We start from the raw sequence: 16,144 nt of genomic DNA, 5'->3' as shown, positions 1-16,144 counted from the left end.
CAACCGGACGAAGAGATGGGCGGCCTGGTCGGGCGGCAGGATGTCCAGCGGGAGCGGTTCGGCGCCGTCCAGGGCGATAAGGCGCCGGCGGCTGGTGACCAGGACCAGGCACTGGTGGGAGGCCGGTAGGAGCGGTTCGACCTGGGCGGAGTCGGCGGCGTTGTCGAGGATCAGCAGCATCTTGCGAGTGGCCAGGCGGTCGCGCCACAGCCCGGCCCGTTCCTCCAGGGTGTCGGGCAGGTTTTGCGGGCTGATGCCGATGCCGATGAGCAGGGTGGCCAGGACGTCGGAGGGGTCGGCGGGAGGCTGACCGGCCGTGTGAGCGTGGAGGTCAACGAACAACTGGCCGTCCGGGTAGCGCTTGGCCAACTGGTGGGCGGCGTGGGTGACCAGGGCGGTCTTGCCGACGCCGGGCATGCCGTCGACGGTGTGGATGCTGATGACCGGGGCGTACCCGTCTTCGGCCATGCGCAGGAGGCGGTGGAGTTCGCTTTCGCGGCCGGTGAAGGCCGCGATGTCCCGGGGCAGTGTGCTGTGCAGGGCGACGAGGGCGGGCCGAGGCGCGGCTTGGTGGGTGATGTGCAGGGTGTTGTGGTCGCCGATCTGCACGCCATCGCCGATCCGCACGCCCGTCGCTCCGCGCAGGTCGATCCCCGATTGGCCGGCGCTCTGCCCACCGTCTTCCGCATCCGGGTCGCGAGGCGTGTCGCTGGCAGTCGTGTCCGCGTCATCCGCAGGCAGAGCAGGCGGCGGGGGCTGATGCGGGCGTCGTCGGTAGGCGGTACGGGCCGTGTGGAAGGCGCGCCAGAGGCGTGTCAGGGCCTCACGGGAACCCAGGACATGGTCGGCCTGGCGGGCGAACGGCTGGCTGGGGGCCTGAGTACAGCGCTCGACATGGGTGACGTAGGACTTGTCGTACCCCATACGACGGGCCAGATCAGGTTGGGACAGCCCCAGGCCGGTGCGTAACCGGATCAGTTCGGCCGCGAACGCCGCAGCGGCCTCCCGCACCAGCGCATCCTGCCCCTCCGCGGGCACGCCCTCGTCATCTGTACTTCCACTGCCTATGCCGTCCACGCCGTGCCCTCACCGTCCAGGTCCCCGTTGCACGCCCCTGGGTGGGATCGGCGCGCGCGGATTCCGTCCAGAACAAGCGTGTCCTTGACAGGACCACGGTCGGGCAGCGCACGGGGCGCGTACCAGGAGCGCGCAGCATCAAAAGTCGGAGCAGAGGGCAGTGCACGCCACAGCAGAAACTCCCGCCCCATCCGCGACCGGGCTGGTGCCGGGTGAGTGAAGCGTGAGTGAGGGCTTCTCACCATGGTCTCACCTGGCTGCTCACCGGTGTGCTGATGACACCGGCCGCTGCATCAGGGCGTGCGGCCCGAGAGAAAGGGGAGGGCGATGACCACGATGACGGTGCTCCCGCCGCCCGACGAGGGATGGTTCAAGAGCAGCTTCAGCAACGGTACGGGCGCGTGCGTGGAGGTCCGTTTCGACGAGGGCCTGGCCTACGTGCGCAACACCCGTAACAGGAGCGGCCCGTCGGTGGCGTTCAACCGGGCCGGGTGGGAGGCGTTCCTGCTCGGCGCGTGGAACGGCGAGTTCAACATGCCGACATAACCGAGCAGCCCGCGCGAGGGTGCTGTGGGCCGGTGCCCGAGGCCCACAGCACGCTTCAGCGCGAAGGGGGCGGGTGTGTGAGGATGGGCGGCGGGTAGGGGATATACCGCTCTTGTCGTGGTGCGAGCGCCGGTGAGGTGATGGGGAGGGGCTGGGATGGGGGATGTCTTACCCGGCGGGCCGGGGCACTCGACCGGGCGTGGTGGGGTGTGGTCGGATCTATCAGGGTCAGCGCGTGATGTGGTGCAAGCCGGACAGGTGCTCGGCGGTGTTCACTTCCACAGCCCCGCCCCGGTGAGTGTGGAGGTTCCGGTGCCACGTCAACTCCCAGCCGATGGCTCCGGCTTCGTCGGCCGGACCGCCGAACTCGCCGAGCTGGACACCCTGCTACGCGAAGGCGACGGCGACGACCCGGATGGGCGGGTATCGGTGGTGGTGATCGCCGGGACCGCCGGGGTTGGCAAGACCTCGCTCGCCGTCCGCCTGGCGCACCGCGTCAGCGGGCGGTTTCCTCATGGCCAGTTGTTCATGAACCTGCGTGGCTACGACGCCGGACCACCGCTGGCACCAGCGGCCGCGCTGGAGCGATTCTTACGCGCCCTCGGCGTCCCCGCCCCGGCGATCCCGGCCGGGTTGGAGGAGCGTGCCGAGCTGTACCGATCGCTGCTGGCGGGCAAGCAGGTCCTAGTGGTGCTGGACAATGCTGCCACCGTCGGCCAGGTCCGCCCACTACTGCCCGGCACCGCAGGCTGCCTGACGGTGGTGACCAGCCGCCACCGCCTCTCCGGGCTGGCCGTGCGCGACGGTGCCCGCCGTATCACCCTGGGCATGCTCGCCGAACAGGAGTCCGCCGAGCTGATCACCGCAGCAACCCGCGGCTACCGCACCGGCGACGACCCCGCCCAGATCGCCGAACTGGCACGGCTGTGCGCGCGTCTCCCGCTGGCGCTGCGGATCGCCGCCGAACGGGCCGCCACCCACCCGCTACTCACCCTGCCCGAGCTGACCGCCCAGCTGCGTGACGAGTCGACCCTGTGGGAGGCGCTGTCCAGCCCCGACCAGGAAGAAGCCGACGCCGTACGCACCGTCTTCGCCTGGTCCTATCGCACCCTCCCGCCCCCGGCCGCGCGCCTGTTCCGCCTCCTGGGCCTGCATCCGGGGCCGGACTTCTCGGTTCAGGCCGCCGCCACCCTCGCCGAACTTGATCCCCGAGAGACCCACGGCCTACTGGACCTGCTGGCCGGCGCCCATCTGATCGAGTCCACCAGCGCGGACCGGTACCAATTCCACGACCTGTTACGCGCCTACGCCACCGACCAGGCCCATCAGGAAGAAAACCCCGAAGACCAGCACGCCGCACTACAGCGGCTGGCCCGCTGGTACCTCCACACCGCCGACACCGCCCGCGCGGCAGCCCAATCCTTCTACCCCTCCGTCCTACCCCCGGAGCGAACATGCCCAGCGCCGGTGCTGGTCTTCCACGGACAGCAGGACGCGCTTGCCTGGCATCAAAGTGAGCAGGCCAACCTCCTGGCCTCGCGCAGGCTGCCGCGCAGGCCGGGCTGGACGAGACCGCCTGGCAACTGCCGGCCACCCTGCACGGCATTCACGTGACCCACGGTGCTTTCGACGACTGGCAGGCAATGGCCCGCACTGGACTGGAGTCCGCCCGGAGCCTGGGTGATCAGCGGGCACAGGCGCTCATACACGAAACCCTGGGCGCCATGTACAAGGACTCCAAGCGCCTGACGCAAGCCGCCGAGCACCACCGAGCCGCGCTCGATCTACGCACCCGCATCGGCGATTGGGCTGGAGTGGCCGAATCTGCCAACGGTTTGGGCGTAGTCCACTCGTGGTGCCATGAGCTGGCTGCCAGCCGCGCCCGTCTGGAGCAGGCCCTGGCTCTCTACCGGCAGTACGGCCCCTACGACCGGACTGGTGTGGTCCTCAATAATCTCGGTTACGCAGCCGCCGGACTCGGAGAATTCGACGAGGCTGCCCGCCTTGCCCACCAGGCCATGACCGTGTACCGCGAGACTGCGGCCGACCACTACCTCCACATCGACGCCTTACGCCTCCTGGCCCGCGCAGCCCGGAAAGCCGGCCATCACGCCGAGGCTGAGGGCCACCTCACTGACGCTACGGCCCTGCTGGAGCGCACTGGCCCTTCCGTAATCGAAGCCCTCCTTCGCCTTGAACAAGCCACCCTGCTGCGGGAACAGAACCGTCACGACCAGGCCCTTGAAGCGTACTGGGCCTGCGAGACACTCCAGCGCTTCCTCGGCAGCCGCCTCGGTCAAGCCCAGGCATACGACGGCATCGGCCACACCATGCGCGCCCTCGGCCGCCTCCAGGAAGCCATCGACTTCCACACCATGGCCGCCCACATCCTCCGCGACCCGCCCCAGCCCTGGGACCTGGCCCAGACACTCGCCCACCTCGCCGACGCCCACGCCGACAACGACCAGCCCGAACAAGCCCGCCACCACCGCGCCGAAGCCCTCACCCTCCTCGCCCCCTTCCCCGACCCCCAGGCCACCGCCCTCCGCCAGCGGCTCCAACAACTGATCGCCGAATGACAAGCCAATGACAATGCGGCGAGTCGATGCGCCCAGCATCATGGAGCCGTGCTGATTGAAACCGAGTCAACTCCCCTGCTCCGTACGGACTTCGGCGACGACGAAGCCTGGCGGGCCGTCCGCGCGGCCGTGGCCGCCCCGGTGGGTGGCGGTCTGGTGCGGGCCGATACGGAAGCCGTGGAGGACCGGCGGCTCGCGGGGCTCACGAGCGAGCAGATCGTGGCGTCGGCCGGCCCCGACGCCCCGTACGCCGTCGTGGTCGTCGCGGACCGGCGGACCATGACCGAAGCCGATATGCCGCTGCTCGTCATTGCCCTGAGGGACGGGGCCGAACTGCGCTGCGTTCCCGAGGCGCTGTGGGCCCTTCTCACCGATACGGGTGTCCGGGGCATGGGGCTCGCGGAATTCCTGGATGACGTCGGCCCGGACGGCCTGTTCCGTGGCGTCGGCGGCCCTCACGGTCTTGAGCGGAGGCTTGCCGCTCTGGCAGAACTGCGCGGAGCCGCTGCCGCCCATCTGGACACATCACAGGCGGCCCAGCGCCCAGGGATCCCCGGCCCGCCCCCGGCCGCGACGGTCCCCGGCAGGCCCGCTCCTCAAGCCTCCCCAGCAGCGCCGTCCGTACCGGCCCGGCCCTTGCTTCCCCCCGCGACCGACTGACCGGACCCGGCACAGGACCCGAGGTCGCATCCGGCCCCGTGCGTCCCCGCTCGGAACGACCCGCCAAAATGGGGGTCGTTCCGAGCGGGAGGATGCGGTGTCGGAGGCGGTCGTTGAGGTGCAGCAGGTCTGGAGGCCGGCCACTGCGGATCTGCGGGCAGGGCGACGTCCTCTGTGGTGGACCGTTGACCCGACGGGAGACCTTGCTGTTCTGTTCGTCCATCGGCGGCAGCTGCGGCAAAGCCCCTACATCAAGGGCTGGGTGGGGTGGGGCCCGGAGGTCCCCTTCGAGGGGATGCTGGTGATTCGCCAGGCTGATGGATCCGTTCAACGCCGAACGCTCAATGACGTACCGCTCCGCCCCAGCCACATCGCCCTCCTCCCGGACTCCCGGCTCCTCCTGGCCAGCAGTCGCGCCTTCGGGGAAAAGCCGGGCTCGTGGGGGCCGAATGCCATGGTGTGGTCTGCGGAGGGCGAGCAGGAGGGCTCCTTCTGCATCGGTGACGACATTCCTGTGCTGATCACCGACCGCGGTGGGTTGATCTGGACGGCCTACGGCGACGAAGGGATCTACGGAGGACATCGGGAGTCGGCGGCCGGGCTTGCCGGGTGGAGTGCCGAAGGCCGGGCGGTATGGGCTCCGGAAGGCCGCCTTCCTGATGCACCCCTGGAGGGCTGCACCGCGGCCACCGAGGGTGAGTGGGTGTGGCTGGTCTGGTACTCCGGCAGCAGCCGCGGCGGCACGTTCCTGACGCGGATCACCCCCGCCACGGGCGAGGTGACCAGCTGGCCCAGTCCCGTACGTGATCCGGACGGATTCGCCGTACGTGGCCGTCGAGCGGTTCTGACCAGGCGTAACCACAACCAGCGGTCGACCGAAGTGATCCGAGCCGAGCTGATCGGCGATACGTGGAGCGTGACCGAGCGGCGCTCGGTACGAGTGCCCGGCCGGATGGTCATGCGCTGCGGTCAGGGGCGCGACGGCTTTCTGTGGCTTCGTGCCGGTGACACCTGGCTCCGTATCGCGGCCTGACACAGCGCGGAAATCCACGCGCGCCCGCCGGCTCCCGGACGGTACGGTCGACGCCTCTCCGGCGGCGGCCGAAAGGAGTGCGCACCGATGCCCACACCGTCCGGCTTCGCCTACCGACAGCGCGGCGACGGCAGCGTGGTCATCGCCCACAACGGCCGCGCGGCGACCACCCTGCGCGGCTCCCGGGCGGCACAGTTCATCGCCGAGGCCGAGGCGGGTGATCCGCAAGAGGTGATGGCTCGCTGGACCGGCAACTACCGCAGGGGCAACGAGCGCACCGCCCGCGACCACCCGCGCAACCGGCGCTGAACGGCGATCATCAGCGTTGATCAGCGCCCCTCAGGCTGCTCGATTCCACCCCTCCCCGGACTGAGGCTCAGGCAGCCAGTCCTGCGCCGGGTCGTACTCCAGCCAGCGGCTACGCCCCGCCTCCGCCGCGAGCGCGCTCAGCAGCGTGGGCAGGTGAGGGGGTCCGCTGCCGCACCACAGCAGCGACCAGGCGTACAGCGGCGTGGGGCCGACCAGCGGAACGGACCGGATCCCCGGAATGTGCGGAAGCGGCACATCGGCCGGTATCAGCGAGAAGCGTCGCGGGTCCGCGGCCAGATCGGCGAGGAAACCGTCCAGCCCCAGGTTGGTGCCTTCGGCACGGTCCCGGATGCCGAACCGCTCGGCGAAACGGTGCAGGAAGTCGAGTCGGTCCAGCGTCGCGGGGGCCCACAGCAGGCTGTTCCGCAGTTGCTCGGGCCGCAGAGCGGGCTCGTCCGCCAGGGGATGGTCCACACTCAGGACGGCGTCCACCGGCTCCAGCCGCACCAGACGGTGTGTCAGCCCCGCGGGCAGCGGTGGATGGACACGGCCGAACGCGGCGTCGATGTCGCCGCGCAGCAGCGCCGCCGCCACCGACGGCAGATCGCGACCGTGTCCGAGTTCCAGCGGTGGTGGTGCGTCGTTTCCCGCCGCCACCTGTGCGAGCGTGCGCATGGGTGCGTAGAGGTGGCCCCATACATCGACTCGCAGCGGCCGGTGTTCGTCCAGGGCCGCGGCGACGGCCCGGTCCGCGGCGGCCAGCGTCCGCCGGGCCGGTTCCAGGAAGCGGTGGCCGGCGCGGGTCAGCTCCACCCCTTGGCCGGTGCGCAGGAACAGCGAGGTGCCCAGTACGGACTCCAGGCGTGCGACCCGCTTGGACAGCGCCTGTTGTGAGATCGACAGCGCCTCGGCCGCCCGTCCGAAGTGCGCCTCCTCCGCGGCGAGAACGAAGGCGTGTACCTGCGCCAGATCGAGGTCCATGGCTCTCACCCTAGAGGTCCATCCAGAGAGGTACGCGCCTCTCGCCATGGGCGACAACCATAGGTTGTCGGCTCGCCCAGCAGGTTGTTGGCTCGTCCGGTGCCACCGCCGATTACATGATCCGCATGCAGAGACTGATCCCCACGGGAGATCCGGCGCGCCCGGTGGAGTTCACCGAGGACGCCCAGCCCGTCCCGGCGCCGGACGAGGCGCTGATCCGCGTCGAGGCGTTCGCGCCGAACCGAGGCGAGACGTTCCTCCTGGAACGACCGAACCCGGGCCTGATGCCCGGCAAGGACGTCGCCGGCCTGGTGGTGCAGGCAGCCGCCGACAGGTCCGGCCCCCGGGTCGGCACCCGCGTGGTGGGCCACCCGCCCCGGGGCGGGTGGGCCGAGTACGCGGCCGTGCCCACCCACTCGCTCGCCGAACTGCCCGACTCCCTCAGCGCCGTCGACGCCGCGGCCCTGCCGCTGGCCGGCATCACCGCCCTGCGGCTGCTGCGCACCGCAGGCAGCGTGACGGGCAGGCGGCTGCTGGTGACCGGCGCCTCGGGCGGTGTCGGCCACTACGTCACCGAGCTGGCCGCCGCCGCGGGCGCTGAGGTCACCGTGGTGACCGCCACCCCGTCGCGCGCCGAGCGGCTGCGCGCTCTGGGCGCCGCGGCGGCCGTGCACGCGGTGGCCGAGGCGCGGGGGCCGTTCGACGTGGTGCTGGAGTCCACCGGCGGCGCCGATCTGCCGGTCGCGCTGTCCGAGCTGGCCCCGGGCGGCACGCTGATCTGGTTCGGCCAGGCCAGCCGTACCCCGGCGACGCTGGACTTCTTCGACCTCCTCAGCGGCCCGGAAGGCGCCGTCATCCGCCACTTCCACTACGCGGGCCCGCCCTATGGCCACGACCTGGCCACCCTGGTGCGCCTGGTGCGCGACGGGCGGCTGCATCCGGAGATCGGCCGCACCGCGGACTGGGCGAAGACCGCCGAGACCCTGGTCGACCTGCGGGAGCGCCGGATCCGCGGCAAGGCGGTCCTCACCACGGGGGTGGTGTCATGAACGTCGCCGACCTCGCCGCGGAGAATCTGACGCGCGCCACCGCCGCCGGTCTTGACCCGCATGAATACCAGCGTGTCACCGCCGAATTGACCTCGGTCGACGACTGGGGACAGGCATTCATGAGGGCCGCTCGCCGCCACCTCGTACGCGCGGAGCAGGCCGCCTCCCCGATATCGACCGGCGCGCACTGCCAAGTGGCCGCGCGCTGGTTCCACTTCGCCACCCTGGGCCCGTACACAGACCGCGAGACCCAGGCTGCCGCAGAGGCGGCTGCGCAGTCCGCCGCCGAGGCCGACGCCGCGATGCGCCGCGCGCTGGAGATTCTGGAACCCGGCGCCCGCCGGCTCGACGGACCCGCCTTCGCCGGCTGGCTCCGCGGCCCTGCCGACGCGTACGCCACCGTCGTCGTCGTGCCCGGCCTGGACTCCGGCAAGGAGGAGTTCCACGCGGTCACCTCGGCACTGCTGCGCAGGGGCCTGGCCGTGTTCACGATGGACGGCCCCGGGCAGGGCACACTCGCGGCCACCACCACGGTCCGGCCCGACTACCACCAGGTGATCGGGCAGGTCGTGGACGCGCTCGGCGTCGACCGGGTCGGGCTCGTCGGCCTCAGCCTGGGCGGTTACTACGTCGCGGAGAGCGCCGCCCACGAGCCTCGCGTGGTCGCCGCCACCACCGTGAGCGGTCCCTTCCGCCTCGACTGGCCGGCCCTGCCGCCCCCGCTCCGGAACATCCTCACCCGGCGCGCCGGAAGCACCCGGGCGGCCCGCGACTTCGCCGACCAGGTGGACCTGTCCGCGCTGGCGCCCCGTATCGCCTGCCCGCTCCTGGTGGTCGACGGCGGCCAGGACGACATCTCAGGAGTGACCTGCGGAGAGCCACTGGCCCGCCTGGCACCGCGCGGTGAGTATCTGCTCGTCCCATACGGCGACCATCTGCTGGGCAACGCCCACGCGGACTGGCTGCCCGCGGCCGCCGACTGGATGTCCGAGGCGCTCGGAATGTGACGGTCTCCAGGTCGTCGGAGTATTCCCGGGCGGCGCACGGCCTGGCAGAGTCCCGATCATGAAAGACATTCGAAGACAGCAGGTAGGGCTGCTCCCCGGAGTCGCGCTGGCCGCCGCGCTGCCGGGGATAACGCTCGACGAGACGGGCGAGTCCCCGCTGTTCGGTTACTTCTTCGCGTACATCCTCTTCGCGGGCATCAGCACCGCGCTCTGGGCCACGCCCAAGGATCCGTACCAAGGGCTCCTGTTGCCGATCCTGGCAGTCATCGGCCTCATCCAAGACACGCTGGTGTGGTATCTCATCGCCTGGCTGTCCGAGGTCCGTGTGGACAGCGTGTGGTGGGCGCTGGCCGGGGCCTTCGTGGTACGGGGGTGCTGCTGGGCCGCCGTGTGGATCCTGCCGTCCGGGACATCCGGAACACCCGGCACTCCGACACCTGACGGCACTTCGACATCTGACGGCACTTCGACGCCGGACGGCCCGTCGGAGACGTAACGCGCGCCGACCGCACTCACCCCACCGCCGCAACCCACTGGTCGACGGTGCTGACCTCGGCCTGCCCCGGGAACACCTTCTCGGTCAGCAGCCGGTGGACCTCCGGGTCGCGGTCGGCGCAGCCGTCGGCCAGCACGGTGAGCCGGTAGTCGAGGTCGGCGGCCTGGCGCAGCGTGGACAGGACGACGCCGCTGGTCGCGAGGCCGGTCAGGACGAGACGGGTGATTCCGGCGGACCGCAGGACCAGCTCCAGATCGCTGCCGGTGAAGGCGCTGACCCGCTTCTTGGTGACCACGACCTCCCCCGGCCGCGGCGCGACGTCGGGGTGGATGGCCGCATGGGGGTCGCCCTCGGCGAAGGTGCCCGGCGGCAGGGCGCTGAACGTCGCGTTGCGGTCGGACACTTCGGGGTGGCCGGAACGGAAGCCGATGACCACGTACACGACCGGGATGTCGGCCCGGCGGGCGGCGTCGATGGCGCGGGCCAGGCGGGGGAGGTAGTCGGGGTCGTCGTGGACGCGGGCCACGATGCCCTCCTGGATGTCCATCACGAGCAGGGCGGTGTTCTCGGGCACGTTCACGTTCACTGAACCTTTCAATGCTGTCATCACTGTGATCAGGGAAAGCGCTAGGCAGAAGGAGACCGGTCGTCGGCCCCGATCCGGTCCAGCGAGCGGTCCACAGCCGTGATCACCAGGAACACGGCGGCGACGGCGAGCATGAGCCAGGCCAGACCGTGCAGGCCGCCGGTGTCGGCGCGGGTTCCGTAGAAGGCGCCGTACGCGCTGGAGGCGACGATCGCGCCGAGGTAGAAGAAGGTACGCATCAGCCCCGCCGAGGACCCGATCCGCTCCGGGTCGGCCTGGTGGTACACCGCGTTCTGCAGCGCCAGGTTGTTCAGCCCCTGTGGTACGCCGAAGAGCAGCGCGACGGCGATCAGCAGCCACACCGGGCTGTCCGGCCGCAGCAGGAGCATCGTGGCGCATGCGGCGATCTGCCCCAGGGCGCCGACGACCAGCTTGCCGCGCACCTCGGGGCGGCGGCCGGTGGCGGTGGACACGGCGATCCCGACCAGGAACACCGGCAGCTGCGCGAGCCCCGCCTGCGATGCGCTCAGCCCCCGCCCCTCCTCCAGCCACTGCGGGTAGCCGTACAGAAAGACGTACGACACGACGGCGGCCAGGACGGTACGCCCGTATGTGAGGACCAGCGGCCGGTTGCCGCCGAGCACCCGCAGATCGATGAACGGCTCCGCCGCCCGCAGCTCCCGCACCGTGAACCCGGTCGCCGCCACCGCCACGAGCACCGGCAGATACCAGCGGTCGGCCCGCGGCTGCATCAGGAACAGCAGCAGCGCGACGAGCGTCGCGGCGAACAGCGCCATCCCTGCCAGGTCCAGCCTGATCCGCCCGCCGCCGCGCTCCGACGGGTCCGACGAGTCCGGCGGGGGCGCCTTGGGCAGCCGCCGGGCGCCGAGGATCAGACCGGCCACGGCCAGCGGGATGTTGACGGCGAATGTGGTGCGCCAGCCGCCCAGGCCGATCAGCAGCCCACCCAGGGACGGCCCGATGACGGCGACGGTCTGGTTGGCGACCGCGAGCGCGGTCAGCACCCCGGCGGGGCTCTCCCGCCCCGTCCGCCGGGCCTCGCCCCGGATCAGATACATCGCCGCCGGATAGCCCGCGCACGTGCCGAACCCCAGCACCACCCGCGCGGCGATCAGCACGCCCAGATTCGGGGCCAGCACCCCCATCAGCCCCGCGATCCCGCCCAGCGACATCCCTGCGAGGAAGAGCCGGCGCGGCCCGTAGAGGTCGATCAGCCGCCCCATCACGGGCTGGCCTATCGAGGTGGCCAGATAGAGCGCGGAGACCAGCCACGCCGTCTGCGCGGGCGGCGCCCCGAGCGCGACGCCGATCGGCACCAACGCCACCGCGACGATGGTGGAGTTGATCGGGTTCAGCACCGAACCCAGGATCATCGGCGCGAGCAGCCTCCGATCGAAGGCGTCCCGCGTCCCATTCCCGGCCCTCCCGGCCCTCCCGGCCCTCCGCCGCGCGCGCGACCCGAACGGCCCGAGTGAAGCAAGCGGCCCGAGTGAAGCGAGCGAAACGAGCGACCTGAGCCGCGCGATCATGCGCCGCTGAGCCGGTCCAGCAGGGCCAGCGCCTCGATGATGGTCTGCCGCTCCTCCTCCGTGTAGCCGGATTCGAGCGACCGGGCGAGCCATTCCTCCCCCGCCCGCCGCGCGTCGTCGACATACGCCGTACCGCTCTCGCTCAGCGAGATCAGCTGCCGCCGCCCGTCGTCAGGATCGGGCCGCCGCCGGATCAGCCCGCGCTCGTCGAGCACGCCGAGCGTGGCCGCCATCGACTGCGGCCGAACGCGCTCGGCCGCCGCCAGATCGCTGGTCGAGGCCGGGCCGTCCTTGCTGAGCCTGCTGAGCACGGCCGTCTGCGTGGGGGTGAGCTCTTCGTTGTCGTACGTCTCCTTGAACCGCCGCCGCAGCCGCCCGACCACGACCCTAATCTCGTGCGCGGCGCGCACGGCGGACGCGGACGTGCCGCGAGGGGTCTCCGTCATGCCTTCACGGTAAATCCCTCAGCCCAGCCTGTCCAGCTGAAACTGAACAGGCTGGACTGCATAATGAGCAACCGAGCTCAGCTGAGAGCAGCGCCGAACCACGTGGGCAGCCGGCCGAGCAGATCCTGCTGGTCTTCGCCCACCCACGCCACGTGGCCGTCCGGCCGCAGCAGTACGGCGGGCACGTCCAGCTCCGTACCGACGTCGACGACGTGGTCCACGCGATCCGCCCAGCCCGCCACCGAGAGCCGGCCGGTCCGGTCGAGCAGCAGCCCGCGGCCGCCGTGCATCAGTTCGTAGAGGCGACCGTGCTTCAACGCCATGTCCGGCATCCGCCGGCCGAGCAGTTCATGCCCCTCACCGAAGCCGAAGTCGTAGCGGACCCCGATCGCGACGACCTTCTCGATCAGATGGCGGTTCACGTCCTCGAAGTCCATCAGTTCCGCCAGCAGCCGCCGCACCGCCTGGGGGCCCGGCTCGGGGGACATGAGCACCATCTGCGCGCGGGTGCTGTCCAGCACGTCGGCGGCCACCGCGTGCCGTTCGGTGTGGTAGCTGTCCAGCAGCCCCTCCGGCGCCCAGCCGTTGACCTCGGCGGCCAGCTTCCAGCCGAGGTTGAACGCGTCCTGGATGCCGAGGTTGAGGCCCTGCCCGCCCAGCGGCGGGTGGACATGCGCCGCGTCGCCGGCCAGCAGCACCCGGCCGGTCCGGTAGCGCTCGGCCAGCCGGGTGGCGTCGCCGAACCGGGACAGCCAGCGCGGTGAGTGCACGCCGAAGTCGGTGCCCGCGAACACCCGCAGCTGTTGCTTGAACTCCTCGAGGGTCGGCGGGGCCGAGCGGTCCTCGGCCACCCGCTCGGCGGGCACGACGACGCGGTACACACCGCCCCCGAAGGGCCCGAGGCCGAACCTCAGGTGCGTCTTGCGGACTTCGGCCACCACGGCGGCCACCGTCTCTTGCGCCACCGCCACCTCCATCTCGCCCAGCAGCGTGTCGTGCCTGGAGGGCTCGCCGGGAAAGCCGACACCGAGCAGCTTCCGCACCGTGCTGCGGCCACCGTCGCAGCCGACGAGGTAGCGCGAGCGCAGTCGCGCGCCATCGGCCGGCTCGACCGTCACCCCGCCCTCGTCCTGGCTCAGCCCGACCAGCTCACAGCCGCGCCGGATCTCTGCGCCGAGCTCGGTGGCGCGCTCGGCCAGCAGGCGCTCGGTGATGGGCTGCCGGATGCCGAGGACGTAGGGATGCGTGGTGTCCAGCCCGTCGGGCGACGGCTTGGTGATGGCGGCGAAGAAACCGCCGACCGGGTGCTGCCGGCCATGAGCGAGGAACCGCTCCAGCAGGCCGCGCTGGTCCATCACCTCGATGCTGCGCACATGCAGACCGAGCGAACGGACATACGTGGCCGGCTCCGCCTCCTTCTCCAGTACGACCACATGCACGCCGTGCAGCCGCAACTCGCAGGCCAGCATCAGGCCGGTCGGTCCGCCGCCGGCAATGATCACGTCAGTCACGAAAATCCCCCATGGCACGAAATGAAACGTCTGCGTTCTGGCCTCGGCCGAGGATTCTGCGCCACGACCGGGGCCTTGCCGCAAGGCCCCCGGTGGGCTATAGGTTGAAAGTGGCGGGGAGAGTGTTCTCCTCGCCTATTGCTGCCCGCTCTCCGGGGTGGCGCGGAGGCCGCTGATAGCTTGATCGGCATGGATCAGGACCGGGTGCTGGAAGCGTTCCGCCTCGAAGCGGGGGAGCTCACCAAGGCGGTTGCCGGGCTTTCGGAGGCCGAATGGGATCGTCCAACGCGGTGTGAGCCCTGGTCCGTTCGCGAGTTGCTGGGGCACGTCCGGGTAGTGATCGCCTGGCTGCCGCTGATGCTGGGCAGCCCGGCTCCGGACAGCGCCGAGGTCACTGCGGCGGAGTACTACCGGCCGGACGATCGGTTCAGCCCGCAGACGAACACTGTCCGCATCGACCTGGCCCGCAACCACGCGGCACAGTGCGCCAACGGCGCCGCTCTCGCCGACGACTTCGCCGCAACGTGGCAGCAGGTGGACCGGTTGTGCCGGGACCAACCGGAAAACCGTGTCGTACGGACACGCCACGGCGACGCGATGCTGCTCTCGGAGTTCCTGATCACCCGGGTGGTCGAGCTCGCGGTTCACGGCCTGGACGTGGCGGAGGCGCTGGGATGTGAACCGTGGCTGACTGCGGAGGCCGGGACGGTCGTGCGGGAACTTCTGCTCGGGTCCGGCCAGTTGGACACCGCACGCGAGCTGGGCTGGGACGAGCCGACCTTCCTGCGCAAGGCCACCGGCCGCGCGGCGCTCGACGCGGCGGAGACCGCGCGGGTCGAACGGCTCGGTATCCAGTGGCTCACGCTCGGCTGACGCCGGGTTGAGCCCCCGGCCCGGCGCGGGCCCGCGTCAGCGGTGGCCCGCGCCGTCTCCGTCGGGTCGGTTCACATCGTGCCGACGACTAGATCGTGCCGACGACGCTGCGGGTCATCGCGACCGCGCTGCCCAGATAGCGGGCGGGATCGCACAGCTCGCTGATGCGCTCGGCGCCAAGTTGGTCCACCAGCTCGGCGTGCGTACGGAGTTCGGCCTCGAGCGTGGTGCCGGTTTCGATGGCGGTGCGACACGCTTCGTAGACGACGTCGTGGGCCCGTTGACGGCCCAGAACAGGCGCGAGGTCCATCATGACCGCTTCGGCGACGATGAGCCCTCCGGTGATGTGGGTGTTCCGGCGCATCCGGTCCACGTTCACCTCCAGGCCGGAGAGCATGAACTCGGCCTGGTGGAGGGAGCTGGACAAGAGCAGGAAGGCTTCGGGCACGGCGGCCCACTCCAGGTGCCAGGGGCCGGTGGCGCGCTCGAAGTCCTGCATCATCGCGTCGAGTACGGTCGAGGACTTGTCGCGGAGCAGTTTGGCGGCGGCGAACATCAGCTCGCTGGAGATGGGATTGCGCTTCTGCGGCATGGTCGAGCTGGCGCCGCGCCCGGGAACGAAGGGCTCCGCGAGCTCGCCGAACTCGGAGGAGCACATCATCATCACGTCCCAGGCGATCTTGCCCAGCGAGCCGCCGACCGCGGCAAAGAGCGTGACCAGCTCCGCGAGCCCGTCACGGGCGACATGCCAGGTGATCTCGGGATCGCGAAGCCCCAGCTCGGCCGCCAGAACGGCACGCGCCTCCAGGCCCTCCGGGCCCGGGCCGAGCGAGGCCAGAGTCCCCGCGGCGCCCCCGAACTGCACCATCAGGGCACGCCGGCGGGCCTGTTCCAGCCGCTCGGCGTGGCGGTCCAGGGCGGAGAGCCACACGGCGCAGCGGTAGCCGAAGGTGACGGGGAGGGCGTGCTGAAGGTGGGTGCGCCCGGCGGTGACGGTGGCGGCGTGCTCGTCCGCGAGCAGCCGGAGGGCGCGGCGTACCCGGTCGAGCTGGTCCTGGAGCAGGGCGACGCCTTGTTTGCACTGGAGCATCACCGCGGTGTCCATGATGTCCTGGGTGGTGGCGCCCCAGTGGAGGTAGCGGCCCGCGTCGCCGCACTGCTCGGCCACCTGCTTGACGATGGGCAGCACCGGGTAGCCGACGATCTCCGTCTCGGTGCGCAGCCGCTCCAGGTCGAGGCCGTCGAGACCGGCCTTGGCGGTGATGTCGTCAGCGGCCTCGGCGGGGATGATGCCGACTTTGGCCTGGGCGCGGGCGAGGGCGGTTTCGGTGTCGATGATGCGCTGGACGTAGGCGGTGTCGCTGAAGATCTCGCGCATGGCGGGGGTGCCGAACATGTCGCGGAAGAGGAAGGAGTCGAAGACGGTACTGCTGCTCATGTG

At 70.9% G+C, this 16,144-nt stretch carries 16 protein-coding genes and 1 pseudogene; 10 read left to right on the top strand and 7 right to left on the bottom strand.

Annotated features, from left to right (window positions below):
* A pseudogene (locus ACFV2X_RS13410) lies at positions 1-1,011 on the bottom strand (helix-turn-helix domain-containing protein); the annotation flags it as partial.
* 393 nt (positions 1,012-1,404) lie between these two features.
* Between ACFV2X_RS13410 and ACFV2X_RS13405 the strand changes: the two are divergent.
* The 6 genes from ACFV2X_RS13405 to ACFV2X_RS13380 all read left to right on the top strand — a co-directional run bounded on the left by ACFV2X_RS13405 (position 1,405) and on the right by ACFV2X_RS13380 (position 6,204).
* The gene (locus tag ACFV2X_RS13405) at positions 1,405-1,623 is read left to right on the top strand and encodes a DUF397 domain-containing protein (protein WP_385615346.1); all 219 of its coding nucleotides are present in this window, start codon (positions 1,405-1,407) and stop codon (positions 1,621-1,623) included.
* A gap of 312 nt (positions 1,624-1,935) precedes the next feature.
* Positions 1,936-3,237 carry a hypothetical protein gene (locus ACFV2X_RS13400; protein ID WP_385615343.1) on the top strand — a complete coding sequence of 434 codons (1,302 nt, stop codon included), beginning with the start codon at positions 1,936-1,938 and terminating at the stop codon, positions 3,235-3,237.
* Entirely contained in the window at positions 3,234-4,202 is a 969-nt protein-coding gene (locus ACFV2X_RS13395) for a tetratricopeptide repeat protein (protein ID WP_385615340.1), read from the top strand. The genes ACFV2X_RS13400 and ACFV2X_RS13395 overlap by 4 nt, the downstream gene beginning before the upstream one ends.
* Positions 4,203-4,250: 48 nt before the next feature.
* Complete coding sequence (locus ACFV2X_RS13390) at positions 4,251-4,862, top strand: DUF6924 domain-containing protein (protein ID WP_385615337.1); 612 nt, start codon at positions 4,251-4,253, stop codon at positions 4,860-4,862.
* A 454-nt stretch (positions 4,863-5,316) separates the two neighbouring features.
* Complete coding sequence (locus tag ACFV2X_RS13385; RefSeq protein ID WP_385615334.1) at positions 5,317-5,895, top strand: hypothetical protein; 579 nt, start codon at positions 5,317-5,319, stop codon at positions 5,893-5,895.
* A gap of 87 nt (positions 5,896-5,982) precedes the next feature.
* Positions 5,983-6,204, top strand: a complete 222-nt coding sequence (locus tag ACFV2X_RS13380) for a hypothetical protein (protein ID WP_385615331.1) — start codon at positions 5,983-5,985, stop codon at positions 6,202-6,204.
* 30 nt (positions 6,205-6,234) lie between these two features.
* On the opposite strand, the gene ACFV2X_RS13375 is transcribed toward ACFV2X_RS13380, so the two are convergent.
* Positions 6,235-7,185: a LysR family transcriptional regulator gene (locus ACFV2X_RS13375; RefSeq protein ID WP_385615329.1), complete on the bottom strand. Its 951-nt coding sequence runs from the start codon at positions 7,183-7,185 to the stop codon at positions 6,235-6,237.
* 125 nt (positions 7,186-7,310) lie between these two features.
* On the opposite strand from ACFV2X_RS13375, the gene ACFV2X_RS13370 reads away from it, so the two are divergent.
* Genes ACFV2X_RS13370 through ACFV2X_RS13360 form a run of 3 tightly spaced genes read left to right on the top strand, consistent with a single transcriptional unit; the run spans position 7,311 to position 9,737 of the window.
* Complete coding sequence (locus ACFV2X_RS13370) at positions 7,311-8,234, top strand: zinc-binding dehydrogenase (RefSeq protein ID WP_385615326.1); 924 nt, start codon at positions 7,311-7,313, stop codon at positions 8,232-8,234.
* Positions 8,231-9,241: an alpha/beta hydrolase family protein gene (locus ACFV2X_RS13365; RefSeq protein ID WP_385615324.1), complete on the top strand. Its 1,011-nt coding sequence runs from the start codon at positions 8,231-8,233 to the stop codon at positions 9,239-9,241. Before ACFV2X_RS13370 ends, ACFV2X_RS13365 begins: the two co-directional genes overlap by 4 nt.
* Positions 9,242-9,299: 58 nt before the next feature.
* Complete coding sequence (locus tag ACFV2X_RS13360; RefSeq protein ID WP_385615321.1) at positions 9,300-9,737, top strand: hypothetical protein; 438 nt, start codon at positions 9,300-9,302, stop codon at positions 9,735-9,737.
* A 16-nt stretch (positions 9,738-9,753) separates the two neighbouring features.
* Here the strand turns inward: ACFV2X_RS13360 and ACFV2X_RS13355 are convergent, their stop codons facing one another.
* From ACFV2X_RS13355 to rox, 4 genes are all read right to left on the bottom strand, one after another.
* Positions 9,754-10,344, bottom strand: a complete 591-nt coding sequence (locus ACFV2X_RS13355; RefSeq protein ID WP_385615318.1) for a cysteine hydrolase family protein — start codon at positions 10,342-10,344, stop codon at positions 9,754-9,756.
* A 20-nt stretch (positions 10,345-10,364) separates the two neighbouring features.
* Entirely contained in the window at positions 10,365-11,717 is a 1,353-nt protein-coding gene (locus ACFV2X_RS13350; protein ID WP_385615316.1) for an MFS transporter, read from the bottom strand.
* 152 nt (positions 11,718-11,869) lie between these two features.
* Positions 11,870-12,319, bottom strand: a complete 450-nt coding sequence (locus ACFV2X_RS13345; RefSeq protein WP_385615314.1) for a MarR family winged helix-turn-helix transcriptional regulator — start codon at positions 12,317-12,319, stop codon at positions 11,870-11,872.
* Positions 12,320-12,396: 77 nt separating this feature from the next.
* Entirely contained in the window at positions 12,397-13,830 is a 1,434-nt protein-coding gene (rox, locus tag ACFV2X_RS13340) for a rifampin monooxygenase (protein ID WP_385615312.1), read from the bottom strand.
* A gap of 189 nt (positions 13,831-14,019) precedes the next feature.
* Here rox and ACFV2X_RS13335 point away from each other — a divergent pair, with 189 nt between their 5' ends.
* Entirely contained in the window at positions 14,020-14,703 is a 684-nt protein-coding gene (locus ACFV2X_RS13335) for a maleylpyruvate isomerase N-terminal domain-containing protein (RefSeq protein ID WP_385615309.1), read from the top strand.
* Between the two features lie 88 nt (positions 14,704-14,791).
* Here ACFV2X_RS13335 and ACFV2X_RS13330 read toward each other — a convergent pair whose 3' ends face one another.
* The gene (locus ACFV2X_RS13330; protein WP_385615306.1) at positions 14,792-16,141 is read right to left on the bottom strand and encodes an adenylosuccinate lyase family protein; all 1,350 of its coding nucleotides are present in this window, start codon (positions 16,139-16,141) and stop codon (positions 14,792-14,794) included.
* Between the last annotated feature and the right edge of the window lie 3 nt (positions 16,142-16,144).

The organism is Streptomyces sp. NPDC059679 (assembly GCF_042734105.1).
GTDB lineage: Bacteria > Actinomycetota > Actinomycetes > Streptomycetales > Streptomycetaceae > Streptomyces.
The sequence above is the reverse complement of the archived record's forward strand: the minus strand, read 5'-3'. Positions and strand labels throughout refer to the sequence as shown.

What these genes read in the sequence shown, in the direction of transcription:
- ACFV2X_RS13405 (WP_385615346.1), top strand. Translation starts at nt 1,405, where the DNA reads ATGACCACGATGACGGTGCTCCCGCCGCCCGACGAGGGATGGTTCAAG.
- ACFV2X_RS13385 (WP_385615334.1), top strand. Translation starts at nt 5,317, where the DNA reads ATGGTGTGGTCTGCGGAGGGCGAGCAGGAGGGCTCCTTCTGCATCGGT.
- ACFV2X_RS13380 (WP_385615331.1), top strand. Translation starts at nt 5,983, where the DNA reads ATGCCCACACCGTCCGGCTTCGCCTACCGACAGCGCGGCGACGGCAGC.
- ACFV2X_RS13375 (WP_385615329.1), bottom strand. Translation starts at nt 7,185, where the DNA reads ATGGACCTCGATCTGGCGCAGGTACACGCCTTCGTTCTCGCCGCGGAG.
- ACFV2X_RS13370 (WP_385615326.1), top strand. Translation starts at nt 7,311, where the DNA reads ATGCAGAGACTGATCCCCACGGGAGATCCGGCGCGCCCGGTGGAGTTC.
- ACFV2X_RS13365 (WP_385615324.1), top strand. Translation starts at nt 8,231, where the DNA reads ATGAACGTCGCCGACCTCGCCGCGGAGAATCTGACGCGCGCCACCGCC.
- ACFV2X_RS13360 (WP_385615321.1), top strand. Translation starts at nt 9,300, where the DNA reads ATGAAAGACATTCGAAGACAGCAGGTAGGGCTGCTCCCCGGAGTCGCG.
- ACFV2X_RS13355 (WP_385615318.1), bottom strand. Translation starts at nt 10,344, where the DNA reads ATGACAGCATTGAAAGGTTCAGTGAACGTGAACGTGCCCGAGAACACC.
- ACFV2X_RS13350 (WP_385615316.1), bottom strand. Translation starts at nt 11,717, where the DNA reads ATGATCCTGGGTTCGGTGCTGAACCCGATCAACTCCACCATCGTCGCG.
- ACFV2X_RS13345 (WP_385615314.1), bottom strand. Translation starts at nt 12,319, where the DNA reads ATGACGGAGACCCCTCGCGGCACGTCCGCGTCCGCCGTGCGCGCCGCG.
- ACFV2X_RS13335 (WP_385615309.1), top strand. Translation starts at nt 14,020, where the DNA reads ATGGATCAGGACCGGGTGCTGGAAGCGTTCCGCCTCGAAGCGGGGGAG.
- ACFV2X_RS13330 (WP_385615306.1), bottom strand. Translation starts at nt 16,141, where the DNA reads ATGAGCAGCAGTACCGTCTTCGACTCCTTCCTCTTCCGCGACATGTTC.